The sequence below is a fragment of the Streptomyces sp. NPDC104371 genome, from assembly GCF_055583785.1.
Genome location: NZ_JBVJNF010000020.1, coordinates 21,145 through 33,860, shown reverse-complemented (window position 1 = coordinate 33,860; position 12,716 = coordinate 21,145). Strand labels below are relative to the sequence as shown.

The 12,716-nt window shown below is 68.2% G+C and carries 12 protein-coding genes; 4 read left to right on the top strand and 8 right to left on the bottom strand.

Features of this window, described 5'->3' with window-relative positions:
* Positions 1 to 1,273: 1,273 nt before the first annotated feature.
* Complete coding sequence (locus ACZ60T_RS33485) at positions 1,274 to 2,413, top strand: TniQ family protein (RefSeq protein ID WP_469669402.1); 1,140 nt, start codon at positions 1,274 to 1,276, stop codon at positions 2,411 to 2,413.
* A gap of 5 nt (positions 2,414 to 2,418) precedes the next feature.
* On the opposite strand, the gene ACZ60T_RS33480 is transcribed toward ACZ60T_RS33485, so the two are convergent.
* The 7 genes from ACZ60T_RS33480 to ACZ60T_RS33450 form a co-directional block, all read right to left on the bottom strand.
* Positions 2,419 to 2,634 (bottom strand): hypothetical protein, encoded by a 216-nt coding sequence (locus tag ACZ60T_RS33480; RefSeq protein ID WP_469669401.1) that lies wholly within the window; start codon positions 2,632 to 2,634, stop codon positions 2,419 to 2,421.
* A 180-nt stretch (positions 2,635 to 2,814) separates the two neighbouring features.
* Positions 2,815 to 3,960 (bottom strand): ParB/RepB/Spo0J family partition protein, encoded by a 1,146-nt coding sequence (locus ACZ60T_RS33475; RefSeq protein ID WP_469669400.1) that lies wholly within the window; start codon positions 3,958 to 3,960, stop codon positions 2,815 to 2,817.
* Positions 3,961 to 3,971: 11 nt separating this feature from the next.
* Entirely contained in the window at positions 3,972 to 4,631 is a 660-nt protein-coding gene (locus tag ACZ60T_RS33470; RefSeq protein ID WP_469669399.1) for a ParA family protein, read from the bottom strand.
* Positions 4,632 to 4,937: 306 nt separating this feature from the next.
* The gene (gene tap / locus ACZ60T_RS33465) at positions 4,938 to 6,650 is read right to left on the bottom strand and encodes a telomere-associated protein Tap (protein ID WP_469669398.1); all 1,713 of its coding nucleotides are present in this window, start codon (positions 6,648 to 6,650) and stop codon (positions 4,938 to 4,940) included.
* Positions 6,650 to 7,201 carry a telomere-protecting terminal protein Tpg gene (gene tpg, locus ACZ60T_RS33460; RefSeq protein ID WP_469669397.1) on the bottom strand — a complete coding sequence of 184 codons (552 nt, stop codon included), beginning with the start codon at positions 7,199 to 7,201 and terminating at the stop codon, positions 6,650 to 6,652. The genes tap and tpg overlap by 1 nt, the downstream gene beginning before the upstream one ends.
* Positions 7,202 to 7,215: 14 nt before the next feature.
* A complete protein-coding gene (locus ACZ60T_RS33455) occupies positions 7,216 to 8,175 on the bottom strand; it encodes a hypothetical protein (RefSeq protein ID WP_469669396.1) in 960 nt (319 codons plus the stop codon).
* Positions 8,176 to 8,364: 189 nt separating this feature from the next.
* Positions 8,365 to 8,673 (bottom strand): helix-turn-helix domain-containing protein, encoded by a 309-nt coding sequence (locus tag ACZ60T_RS33450; protein WP_469669395.1) that lies wholly within the window; start codon positions 8,671 to 8,673, stop codon positions 8,365 to 8,367.
* A 152-nt stretch (positions 8,674 to 8,825) separates the two neighbouring features.
* Here ACZ60T_RS33450 and ACZ60T_RS33445 point away from each other — a divergent pair, with 152 nt between their 5' ends.
* The 3 genes from ACZ60T_RS33445 to ACZ60T_RS33435 all read left to right on the top strand — a co-directional run bounded on the left by ACZ60T_RS33445 (position 8,826) and on the right by ACZ60T_RS33435 (position 11,837).
* The gene (locus ACZ60T_RS33445; RefSeq protein ID WP_469669394.1) at positions 8,826 to 9,110 is read left to right on the top strand and encodes a hypothetical protein; all 285 of its coding nucleotides are present in this window, start codon (positions 8,826 to 8,828) and stop codon (positions 9,108 to 9,110) included.
* A 305-nt stretch (positions 9,111 to 9,415) separates the two neighbouring features.
* Positions 9,416 to 11,677 (top strand): type IV secretory system conjugative DNA transfer family protein, encoded by a 2,262-nt coding sequence (locus ACZ60T_RS33440; RefSeq protein ID WP_469669393.1) that lies wholly within the window; start codon positions 9,416 to 9,418, stop codon positions 11,675 to 11,677.
* Entirely contained in the window at positions 11,670 to 11,837 is a 168-nt protein-coding gene (locus tag ACZ60T_RS33435) for a hypothetical protein (RefSeq protein WP_469669392.1), read from the top strand. Before ACZ60T_RS33440 ends, ACZ60T_RS33435 begins: the two co-directional genes overlap by 8 nt.
* 257 nt (positions 11,838 to 12,094) lie before the next feature.
* On the opposite strand, the gene ACZ60T_RS33430 is transcribed toward ACZ60T_RS33435, so the two are convergent.
* Positions 12,095 to 12,523 (bottom strand): helix-turn-helix domain-containing protein, encoded by a 429-nt coding sequence (locus tag ACZ60T_RS33430; protein WP_469669391.1) that lies wholly within the window; start codon positions 12,521 to 12,523, stop codon positions 12,095 to 12,097.
* Positions 12,524 to 12,716: the final 193 nt, after the last annotated feature.

The following is a 12,716-nucleotide window of genomic DNA, read 5'->3' as shown; positions in this document are numbered from 1 at the left end:
ACGGGCCCCGCAGGGGCCCGGCATCGCTGCGCCCCGGAGGGGCGTCCAAGGGCCCCGCAGGGGCCCGGCATCGCTGCGCCCCGGAGGGGCGTCCAAGGGCCCCGCAGGGGCCCGGCATCGCTGCGCCCCGGAGGGGCGTCCAAGGGGACCAACGAAAAGCACGCGCCGAAACAGTGATCGGCTTCGCCGATCACAGGTCGGCGCTTCGCGCCGACTGCTAGCCATAGTGGCCTGCTTCGCAGGCCACGGTGATCCGCGACGCGGATCATGCCTATGGGCTTCCGATGATCTCTCTACTAGGTAGAACCCGCCAAACGGTGCACCCCCCTGATGCATCGTCATTTGTGCAGGTCAAGCCCTGTTTTGAGGCCGTATCAGGACTCAAGGGCCGTAAGGAGCGCCTTACCGAACCCGCCATACCGTGCACCCTTTATCCACAGGAGCAAATCGAACGACCGGGGGGGGTGTGCACGGTATGGCGGGTTCGGTAACGACCAGCGGAAACAACCTGCCACAGCCGCGCCCGACCGTTCGAGTGACGGCCGCCATCGGCCCACACCACCTACCGGTCAAGTGCGCCCCGGTGGCGGGTTCGGTGCGCCACACGCCATCCGTGGCGGGTTCGGTGCGCCACACGCCATCCGTGGCGGGTTCGGTGCGCCACACGCCATCCGTGGCGGGTTCGGTCTCGCGCCCCGCCACGGGGCACCCGCGCTCTATGGCGGGTTCGGTGCGCGTCCCTGTCAGGGGCCCCTGTCGCATGGTCCGGACACCTGGGGGTCACGGGTATCCCCGCAGGTCACAGCACGCGACAACCGGCCACGCGACACCTGACGCGACAGCCCCCGCGCGACAGTCACTCCCGCACCCGTGCACCCGTGCACCCCCGCACCCCCGCGCCCCCGCACCCGTGCACCCCCGCACCCCCGCGCCCGTGCACCCCCGCACCCCCGCGCCCGTGCACCCCCGCGCCCGTGCACCCGTGCACCCCCGCACCCGTGCACCCCCGCACCCGTGCACCCCCGCACCCGTGCACCCCCGCACCCGTGCACCCCCGCACCCGTGCACCCCCGAAGTGTTCGCCCGTGCACGGGTACACGGGTGCGGGCCGGCACTGACGCGGACCGAACCCGGGCGAGGAGAGCCGGCGCCTCCTGGCCCGCTCCGACCGCAATCGCCTTCGAAATCCCTAGACTTGACATGATCCTGACAAGTTCACGACACGGGCGCGACCACCCCCGACCAACCTGGCGCGGCATGCCACGGTGCCCGCATGAACGACACCGGCCCAGGACCCGCGCCGCTCACGGCCGCCGAGCTTCCGATCCGTGTCCCGCTGATCCATGGCGAGACTGTCGCCTCTTACCTCGCCCGCACCGCCACCGCCAACGGCCTTGCTCTCCCCACGCTTCTGGGCGCCCTCGACGACAGCTTCGCCACCCCGGCCGGCGGTCTCGACCCGCGGCGCGAGGAGGTCTTTCTCCCCGCCGTGGCCCTCGAGCGGCTCGCCGTCCTGGTCGACCGCGACTCCGCGCAACTGTCCCGTACGCTTCCCGGCGTTCTTCCCGGTCGGCTTGCCGCGGTCGGGACCGTTCGCATCGAGCCGTGGCCCGAAGGGTTCGGCGGCGCGCCCCTGCCTGCCTGTCCGTTGTGCATGGAATCCGGGGCGTGGCTGGCAGCGCAGGGGCATCGGTGGCGGCCGTGTCCCTGCGGCCGTCGGTGGCTCGCCGGCGACGACGGCGGATACCTCGTCGACACCGGTCCCGTTCCCGAGCTCGCTCGCGCGCTGCACAGGCATCGTGAACTCGTTCACCGCCTGGGCCCGGTCGGCGACGCCCTCCTGGCGGACGCGCATCAGGTCATGCTCTGGTGGTGGGTGTCCATCCCTCGCCGCCGCGGCGCCGGCCGCGAGTCCGAAGGGGGCGTGGCCGAGGTCTGGCGCGCGCGTGAGGACGCCCTCGGAATGGCCCGGCACCGTCGGCGTGCCGCGCCGGTCGTGGTCTATCCCGAAGCTGTCACGCTTGCCGAGCTGATGTGGATGTGGGAGGAGCGGCGCCGCAAGCGGGGGGCCGTGGCCGAGGGGTGGGTCGCGGACGTCGTTGCCCGGCTGGTTCCCGCCGGCGTTCTGTCCCGCCAGGAGTGCGTGCCGCTCGACCACTGGCTCGAGCAGCACCGGCCCGGCCCCGGCGGCAAGCCCAAGGGGCGCACGGGTGCCGATCGTCGGTGGAGCCGCCTGCCCTCATTGCACCGGCGCCCGACCGAACCGGGCCCCTTCCGGGCGCCTTCCTGTTTGATGTGGGTGTACGGCCTGCCTCTGACGTCGACGACGGCTGTGTGCCTCCGCTGCAACGGCCGTGCGGCGAGCTGCCGTTGGGTGCCTTACCTGCATTGCACCGGCCTGTCGGACACGTAGCACCGCTATCCGTCGGCGATGAATCCGGCGGCGGCATCGCCCCGGACCGGCAGCCCGCCGGCGGGCTTCATGGCGACCACCTGGGAAATGACCGCCGGTAAGGTGGTCACGCTGAGTGGTCGAAGGGCTTTTCGTTCCTGTGTGGCCTGCCGTCGCTCGTCGGCGGCCGGATCGGTGAAGCCTCGGCCGGCGAGGCCACACCCGGTCTCATACGAGAACATCGGTGCGGGTGTGCGCATCAATCATGAGTGATGAGGATTGGGCATAGTTGGGTGGAGAGGGGTGCACGGGTTGGCGGGTTCGGTGTGCCTGCCAGGGGTGTGTACGGGCGTGGTGTTCAGCCGCACGCACTGGGGCCCGGAACTCTTCGGAGTTCCGGGCCCCAGTGGAGACGCCGGTGTCTACGCCACAGGGAAGTCGTCCACGGTGACGCCGAAGTGCTTCCGTACGAGATCGAACGCGAGGAGTGAGACTTCCTCCGGAGTGCTGCCTGTCGCGTTGGCCAGCTTGGCGAACAGGCGTGAGAACTCGTGAACGGCGCTCTGCGGCATTGTCCAGTCAGGCGTTCCGCCGGTGCTGAGCTTGCCTTCCGGGGCTCCGAGCGCCCTGGCTGAGTCCGGGTGGTGTCCGGTTTCGGTCGGCCTGGCGTCGGGTTCGGGTGCCATGGAGCGTTGTGCGGGGACCTCGGTGCTTGAATTTTCCGCGGAAAATTCTGGGCTCGAGGCACTGTCGGTCTCGGCTGCCGTGCTTCTTTCCGAAGGGAGAGCCGAATCCGGGTCCGGTTCCGACCCCGTCTCCGGGTTCGTGAGGTCTTCGCGGACCTTGCGCCAGACGCTTCTCCTGGCGGCGCTCGCCGCGGCGTCCGCGTCCAGGATGTCGGTGAGGGCCTGTCGCTGCTCCTCGAGGCTCATGCTCTGGATGCCCTTGACGGACCCGAGGCGTCGAGCGACGTTGATCGAAATGCCGTCGCCGCCGTGTGCCTTGGCGCGTACTTCCTGCTGCAGATCCGGGTGCAGCTTGAGCAGGTTTCTGCGCTGGGAGATCCACGGCTGAGACCAGCCCTGAGCCTCTGCGGCCTCTTTGGCGGTGGCGTACTGGGCGACGATCCCCACCACGGCCCATGCTTCTTCGATCGGGTCGAAGTCCTTGCGCGCGGTGTTCTCGTCGTATGCCGCGCGGAGCACCGCGGCCTGTGACGTAGCGATGCCGTCGTCGACGACGACGAGGAGGTCTGTGCGTCCGTACTTCTCGGCGGCGAGCCGGCGGCGGTTGCCGTTGATGATGACGACGTTGGACAGTGCGGTTTCGAAGAGCCGTCGATCGGTCGGCCACAGGCGCAGGTAGGCCTGCGTCGTGATGGCTAGACAGCTCTGAAGCTGACGTTCCTTGATGCTCTCGAGGTCGGACAGGTCATCGATGTTCTCTTTGCTGCGCGGATTGCGGGGGTTGGGGATGCACTCGGCGAGAGGCATCCAGCGGGCGGGAGGGCCGGGGTCGACGCCCGGCTCGTCCTCGACCGTGTCGTCAGCCAGGTCGGCAAGGGACACTCGACGGCCCATCAGATACCCCCGTATCCGCGTTCGAGGGACAGACGGAAGAAGTCCTCCCGGGCCCTGTAGGCCGTCCCGCTTTCCTTGTAGTGCGTCACGACCGTGCCTTCGGCGACGGCCCGAGCGTGAATCTTGTACCGCCGGATGACCGTACGTGCCACTGGCCACCCCTTCCTCTCGACGTACTCTCGTGTGTCATCGAGGTCCGCTTTGCCGTCGCGCGGGTCCCATCCATTGATGACTACGTGAAACGGGACGCCGAGAGGCTCGATCACGTTCCGGATGGTCCGGGCCGTTGGGTTGTAGCAGAGCGGTTCCGTGACCATGGGTACGAGGACGTCGTCGGCGATGTCGAGGGCTTTTTCGAGGATCTCCTCGTCCTTCAACGTCCCTGGTGTGTCGATGAAGATGTGCCGGTACCCCTCGGCGTCGCCGAGTACGTCGTAGGCGCACGCTGCGAGGTTGACGGTGAGGGTGGTTTTCCCGACGCCGCCTTTCTGGTTGGCGACGACGTGGATTTTCGCTCCCGTGCTCTTCAACTTGATGAGTTGGTCGGCCTTGTCGTGGGCCGCCATGAAGTCGAAGGGGAGTCTGTCACCTACCTTGTTCGCCCAGTCGACCGCGGAGCCCTGTGGGTCCGTGGAGACGACGAGCACAGATGACTGCATGGATGCTGTCCGTTCTTCCGATGACTTCCCGAGCGGTTGCGCCCGGTACTCCGGATGTCTGCCGCTCCTGGCGTGGGACGGCGGACGTGGACAGCATCCCAGATGGTCAGTGGCCGCCGGTTCGTGGCGGCAGGGCGTCGGAATTTTCCGCGGAAAATCGCAGCCGCCTGCAGCACGGCCGGTTGCGGCATGACGAGGACTCACGCTGGCGACCGACGCGATGCGTTGGGGGAGGGAGGGCACCAGAATTTTCCGCGGAAAATCGGAGCCACCCGCAGCACCCCGCCCCCGGCCGTGCGTCGTGTCTTACTCGCCTTCGCGGAAGGCGTCCCGGCCTTCCTTGATGAACCGGGCAGGGTTCGCCTTCTTGGCGACCATCTCCCGGTACCAGGCCATGTCGCGGACGCCTTCCTCCTTGCAGTAGCCCGGGTTCGGGCCGAGGCGGAACCCGCCGGGCAGTGGTGTGCCGTCCTCCTTGCGCGGCACCACCGCGCGGGCCGTCGGGTACGCCGACGGGTAGATCACGCAGTCGGACAGGACGGCCAGGGGGACCAGGCCCGTGGCGTTCCATGTCTTGGTCATCTTCCGGTGGGTGCCGACCCGGGCCGCGCTGATCACCGCGGCCCGGATGTCCGGCCGCCACGTCGGTCGTTTGAGCGCCGCCCACGGCGCGTTGCGGCCCTCGCGCTTGCCCTGCGGGCGTTCCCTCAGCTTGCCGATGCCGCCCTTCGCCGTCTGCTTGATCGCCGACAGCAGGGCGACGGCTTCGGGGTCGCGTTCCTTGAGTGTGGCCATGGCCGCGAGGAAGGTCTCCTCGTCCATGTCTTCCCTCACGCCCAGGTCGGTGAGCGTGTCCATGTAGGCCGCCCTGAGCCGGTTGTGCCACAGGTCGAGGTATCCGCCGGCCTCCGGTCGCAGCCATGCGGCGATGGGCCGCACGTCGATGCCGAGTTCGACCGCGTACGCCAGGGTCGGTGTCGCGTACCAGGCCGGGCCGGTGGGCTGCCTGCCGTCCGGGGTGAACGGTGAGGGGAAGTGCTCCGGGAGCTGCTTCCACTCCTTGGTGCGCAGGTCCTTCGTGCGCAGGACCGCGCCGGACAGGTCGACCAGCCATGTTCCCGGGATCTTCTTGTCGAACCGCGGCCCGTCGGTGTGGACGGCCTCGCCGAGTCCCACGGTGAGCCGGCTCGCCGCGGCGAGGAACGCGGTGTTGATGTCGAGGCCGACCACGTACGGTGCGGCGGTCTCGGGCTGGGTCGGTTCGCGGTACCAGGCGAGGGCTTCCTCGGCGAGTACGTGTGCGGGGTCCTTGGCCTGGTCCCGGGTCCGGTCGGCGGCGATGGGGTGTTCGTCCGGGGCCTCGGGCGGGGCCGGGTCGACCGGCACCGAGAGGGAGCCCTCGACCGGTACCCGTCGCATCCGGCCGGTGCCGCGTTCGAACTGGACCCGTGTCGGCGGGCGGACGGCGGTCATCAGAGCGAGGCTGCATGCGGCCGTCGAGCCGGTCGGGCTGATGACGCGCTCGGCATACAGGCCAAGCGCGTAGGCGAGCGCTCCTGGGTCGGTGGCGACTTCTTCGATGCCGCCCCAGCGAAGGTGATCGGCGAAGGCGCCCCACGGGACGACGGCGACATGAACCTCGAGGCGCTCCTTGAACAGGAAGGACCAGGGGCCGAGGCCTGCCCGGGAGAGCGTCCAGCCCGCCTCGGTCAGCGCCGTGATCGCCGGGTGGTCCTCGGGCACCCGTAGCCTCTTGCGGTCCTCCAGCCCGGCCGGCAGGCCGAGGGCCTTCGCCGCCGACTCGGTCAGTACCAGCAGGGGGCCGGTGTCCTCGCCGTACTTGGAGAGCTTCGGCGCGCCGAGGCCGTAGGCAAGGGCCCACTCGGCGGCCGTCGCCAGGTCGACGACGTCTTCTGGGACGTCGATGCGCTGGACGTCGGGCCGGTGGGCGACGAGGGCGCCGTCGGCCTGGTCGAGGACGACGAGGGGTGCGGTGTAGGCGTGGTCGGTCATGGTCATCACCGGTAGTCCAGCTCGATGTAGTCGATGTCTTTGAACTCGACGTCCAGGGCCTCGGCCTCCGTGCCGGGGGTGCGGAAGTACTCCTCGGCCAGGCCCTGGCCGAGGAGTTGTGCGAGCTTGTCCTCGTCGTTGTTGCGCAGGGCTTCGAAGACGTCCGGGATCAGGTGGTCGGGGACTTCCTCGGTGAGGCGTCGCATCCGCGGGTCGTCGGTGCTGCCGGCCTCCGAGGTGAACCCGAAACGTGCCCGTGTTTCGATCCTCATGCCCTGCTGCTGGGCTTCTCTCTGGGCGCGTACGGTGACGCGCGGCTGGTGGTCTTTGGCGACTTCGTTGCGGAGGCGGTCGAGGACCTCGGGTTTGGTCTTGGACACGTCCCGGTCGCCTTTGACGTACCGCTGGACCGTGCGGCGTGAGACGCCGAGCCGTTCCGCCACCCGTGCGGTGTTCCCCTTCTCGCGGCGCATGAGGGCGTTGAACTGGCCTCGTGCCGTCTTGGGGATGTCGCGTGTCTGGAACCGTGCACGCATGGCATCGATGAGCTTTCCCATGGGGGCGGCCTCTTTCAGGCGATCTTGAAGACGGATGCGGCCGTCAGGGTCTGGTCAGGGGCGAGGCAGACGGCGCCGCCGCACAGGACGCGTCCTGGCATCCGCGTCCTGAACGGGCGGTTGCAGATGGGGCACTCGGCCACTCGTTGCGGGCTCTCGCCGCGGACGATTTCCCGGGCCGGGACGACGTACTCGACGGGCAGTTTCCGCAGGAGTTTGGAGAGGTATCCGCCCGGCTGGTACGCGTTGCGGTTCTGGCTCTCGTCCAACGCTTTGAAGAGGGCCTCTTCGGGCCACCCGTTGCGCAGGCACCAGGTGACCGACCGGATCGCGAGTTCGCGTTGTTCCTCGAACGTGCTCGTGTGGTCGGCGGCCGGAACGAACCAGCGCACCCGCTCGATGACGGCCGCCGCGCGTGCCGGTGCCTCGTCCCATGCCGTGCCTTCCAGTCTGGGGGCGGTGAGTCCGCTCATGAGCTGGAAACGGTCCGGCCGTCGGCCGGTGACGAACCCGCTGTCGGCTTCCCGGACGGCCACGGGGCGGAACACGACGAGATCGGCGTTCACCAGGTGCGGCCGGTGGCGCTGGACCGTGCGCAGGGACACCCCGGCGGCCTTGGCGAGTTCGTCCATCCGTACCTGTCCCTCCCAGCCCCAACCGGCGAGTGCGATCAGGCACTTGGCGCAGGTCGGGTCGGGGGCGACGACGCCGGCGGCCCATTCCTGGGCGCCGGGCAGCACCGGCTGCCCGATGCCGCCCGTGAGGGGCGTGCGCCGGTCGGCGTCGATGCGTGAGTGCGCGAACAGGTGGGCGAGATGGTCTTGTGTCGCCCGCTTCTTGAGGCCGACCACCTTCCCGATGGCCTCGGTGGTGAGCCATGTCCGGGAGACGGCGAGCTGGTGATCTTGGAGTGCCGCGAACACCTTCCGGCAGTTGGGGCAGTCGTCCGGGCTGATATCGCGGTGTGGAGCCACGGGTCGGCCTTTCCGGCCTCTGCGGTGTTCTGCCCCGCAAGGTGCGCGGGTAGACTCCGCCACAGACCTATGAGCAGGGTCAACGCGGAAGCCTCGACGGGCCGGGAGCTGGTAACTCCCGGGGAACCCCGGAGGGGCTTTTCGCGTGTTCAGGGTCGGGAAGTCGGGCACAGGCGCGAGGGCCTGTGGTCATCGGCTGGAGACGGCCTCTGGTGAACTGCCGGTCAGCGCGGCGTGCCGGGCGTAGGGGAGCTGTTGCACGGCGTGTGTCGGGCCGTACAGGAGATCCGGGACCGGGATGCCGTAGTGGTTCGAGAGTGCGTCGATGTCGCCCAGGGACCACGCTGCCGTGCCGGTCTGCTTCCGGCTGACCTGTCCTTGGGTCAGCCGGAGGCCTCGGGCCAGGTCGGTCTGGTTCTCGCCGGCCGCGTGCATCAGGGCCGCGACGGTGACCCGGAGCATGGCCTCGGTCGTGCCCAGGTTCGCGAACTTCCCCATATGTCTTTTCCTCACGATTAGTGAGTTGTGCTCATAACGCCAGGTAGGCCGGTGCGGAATGAGCGGCGCCGGCCGCAGGACACTCTTCCACTATTGCAGCTCAACTACAAGTCGTGCTTGTAGCTAATCTGAGTTCGTGTCATCCTCGTGGCATGACTGCTACATCCCCGCTCGCCAAGCTGCGCGAGAAGTCCCAAGCGTCGGAGAGGCAGGCCGAGAAGGACAAGGCCGCACTGCTGGCCGCCGCAGTCGAGGAAGCGATGAAGTCCACCCGGTACGGCCATCTGTCCGCCGTCGCCAAGGAGGCCGGCATCGCCTCGCAGTACCTCCGGGACCTCATCGAGAGGGGGCACCCCGGATGGCTCGCCAAGGCCGCCGAGGAGCGCAAGGCCGCCAAGACGGCGGCGAGCGGCGGGGGCGGCAAGGCCGCGGCGTGAGGCACGCCCGCCGCCCTGACGCGTGGGACCGCGACGGGAGCCCCGGCGGCCGAGTCGGCCCCGCGGGGCTCTTCGCGTTCCCGTACGGTCTCCACGGCCTGGGCCGCCCGGCAGTTGGCGGCCCACCGGCAGGCGCTCGACGCCCTGCCGACATCCTGAACCCGTCCTTCCGCGCGCCCGACTCCCCCGGAGCCGGGCGCAGTTGTGCTGCGCCCCGGAAGGGACCCCACCGCGCCCCGTAAGGGCCGTGCGCGAGGATCACTAGGGCACGCCTCGCAGGGCGTGCGGGACAGAGAGGGGGAGACGTGGGAGCCCTACCGAACCCGAGGGACCTCGTCGACGGACTGCCCGGAGGTGCGCTCGGCCTCGGCGGGGGCGGCCTGTTCGCCGCGATGATCGTCGTCGCGGTGCTCGCCAACCAGGGCACGCCGGGGGACCGCGAGAAGTTCAACCGCGGTATCGAGCAGTTCATCGGCAACGCCGTCGCCGGTATCGGCCGGTACGTGAGCGGACGAGAGCTCGTGGGCCAGCCCCGCAGTGAGGCCACGTGGTGGAAGGCGGGCGCCCCCCTGCCCGACGACAAGGCCACCGAGACGCCCGTCGACCAGCTCGGCATGGCGGGGGTCGCCGGGGCGGGAGTGTCGTTCGACAAGCCCGGACGGGCCCAACGGCTGGTCCGCATTGTCACAGCCCCGATACGGGTCCTGTTCGGTGCTCTCGCGGGCCTGTGGCGGGTGTTGGGTGTCTGGCCCCGGTGGCCGCGCGCCGCACGCTCAGCGGTCCGTCTGGCGCCGATCCCCCTGGTGTGGGGATGGTGGCGATTCCCCGCCGAGACCGAACTCGCCCTTGCCGCCGTCGCGTCGGCCGCTTTTGTCGCCGCCTTCACCGGTCCGGCCGGACTCGGATGGTGGCGTATCCGGATCGCATGGAAAGACGGACAGATCTACGGCCCCGGTGTCTGGGTGGCCGTGCGTCAGATCCTGCGTATGGAAGACACCGAACCGCGCTCACGATGGCTCTCGGTTCCCGATGACTTTCGTACGGAAGGCGCCCGAATCGTGCTGCGCATACCGGCGAGTTGGATCGGTGGCCCCGAAGCCGTCGGAGCGATCGAGCGGATCATCGAGGAGCGGGTTCCCGGTGAATGGGTGCCTCATTGGGAGCGCACCGGGAAAGAGCATTACGTCCAGTGGACGCCCAAACCGAAGCCGAAAGCGAAGCCTGTCCTTCCCGACTACGTCCCGTGGAAGTCGACCGGAGACCCGCGCCGCGTGTTCTTCGGGCTGGCGATCGAGCGGGACACGATTGTCGACGCCGTCATCGAGACCCGGACCGCTACGCCGCACTGGGGCGTGGCCGGTGCCACCGGCTCGGGTAAGTCCACAGTCCTTTACATACCTGTCGTCCATGGCCGCCAGAACGGCGAACTGATCGACATTCTCGATACCAAGCGGAACAGCCTTGCCGAAGCCGAAGGGTTCTCGGGCGTCCGCGTCCACAAGACCGTACGGGAATGTATTGCCGCGTTCGCTGAATTCCTTACTTCGATGATGGCTGCCGAGGCGGCCATGCAAAAGGGTGCGGATCCGGCGCTGCGCGCCCAGCTCGTTCCGCGCACACTTGTCGTCGATGAGCTGCCGACGTTGATCAAGCTCGCATACACGTGGTGGCGATACGGGCTCAAGGGCAAGGGGACGCCGCCTTTCCTCGACTGGCTCGGAATCATTCTTCTGCAGGGTCGTTCGTCGAATCACCGTGTCGTCGTCGGCACACAGCAATTCGCCAACGCATTTTTCGGCGGCACGATGGAGCGCGCCCAGATCGGTACCAGGATCGCTGTCGGGCAGCAGGACCGTGTTTCGTGGGGTGTCGCCTTCGGGCAGAGCACGCCGGTTCTCGGATACAACACCGACATCAAGGGTCGCGGCGCCTATTCGGACCAGCGCAAGGATCCCGATGCCGATTACCTGTACGTCCGGGAGATCCAGCCGAGCTACATCACGCCCGATGTCGGGCGGCTCCTTTCGCAGTGCCCCAATGCTCCGGCGTGGTTCGACGCGGGCGCCATGGCGCCGTGGATCACCCCCGACGTCCTGGACGAGGTGAACGAGACCGCGGCGACGGCCGCGTTCCTGCCCGGCGGCAAGTACGGTCCACCGGCGCTGCCCCCTGTCGGCCCAGCGGACGGGAGGGTGATCGAGGGTGGTTCGCCCAGCTCACAGCAGACGACAGCAGCCCTTGCGACAGGGAATGCGACAGGTGCCGGCACCGAGTTCGTCCCGGCCGAGGTCGAGGACGTCGTCGAGACGTACAGCCTCGCGCAGGCCTTCGAGCGGGGGATCATCCCTCATAAGCCGAGCACCATTCGAACCTATTTCAAGCGTGGCGAGAAGCGCGGTATCAAGATCCCGGAAGGCATCACGGACGGACAGACCTCCTTCTACACCGAGGAGGAACTCAAGACGTGGCTTGCGGAGTGGCAGGCATGGCAGGAGAAGAACAACACCACGACGCCGCCCCGGAAGAGCCCCGAGGACAAGGAGGCCGAAGGGGTGCCGAGTGCGTGACTTCTTCGAGCGCGAAGAGATTCTCTGCGACTACCTCGCCGAAGAGGGCGACGCCCTGAAGGAAGGGAAGGCTGCTTTCCCCTCGATCGACCTCGCGCACGGGCGCATCCGGGCATACTCGCCGGTCGAACAAGCCGACGCGCTCCGTCCTCGTCGCTAACGGTCGGCACATACACCGGCCCATCCCGCCTGTCGACGACGAGCGAGCGAACATCTCATCTCCGAAACCGCCGAGCACGCCGAGAACCTGTTGTGAATGGTTTCTCTGCGGACCGAACCCGAGCCGCACGGTGTCATTCTCTACGCGGGGCCGGTGCCTGTGTCGATGCCATCCAGTGGCGCTGTGCGGAGGATTGGAAAACCTACTATGCGGCTCATCAGCAAGTAGAAACGGAATCTGCGGGGGCGTCGGAGTGACTATTCGACGCCCCCGCCGTCCTGTGTGGTGGACGGAGATTTACCGAAAGGTGTCAGGGACCCCAAAGGAACCCCGAAAGCCTCGGCAAGGATCGGAAACCACCGGGGCGGCATGTTCTGGCGGCCGCGCTCGACATGACAGTAAGTCGATTTCGTAACCTTGAGTACGCGGGCGACGTCCTGCTGCTGCATCCCCGCAGCGATGCGGAGAGAGCGGAGAGAGGCCGGTTCGCAGTCCTCCGTCAGGTCGGACACCGGCACGCCGAGAACGTTCGCGAGAAGGAGAAGCCGGTTCGGCCGGGGTGCTCGTCCAGTTGTTTCCAAAGTGGATACCGTGCTCCGGGAACACCCCAAAGCGGCGGCTAATTGAGACTGCGTCATGCCGCACTTCCTGCGCAGGTCCCGCAACCGCTCACGGTGTATGCGCACCGTTTTGTCCCCTCGTCTCGTTCGGCCGTGTGGGTCGGCACTCTAGCCGCCGTGTTCACCGTCGCGGGCCCTTTGTAACAGGCAAGTCACAGACCCATGTGAACTGGTTACCAACTCTTTTGACGCTGTTTCTGGAGCGACATAAGGTCACCCATGATGTGCCCCGTGAGTGGTCAAGTGGGCCTGTTGCGGG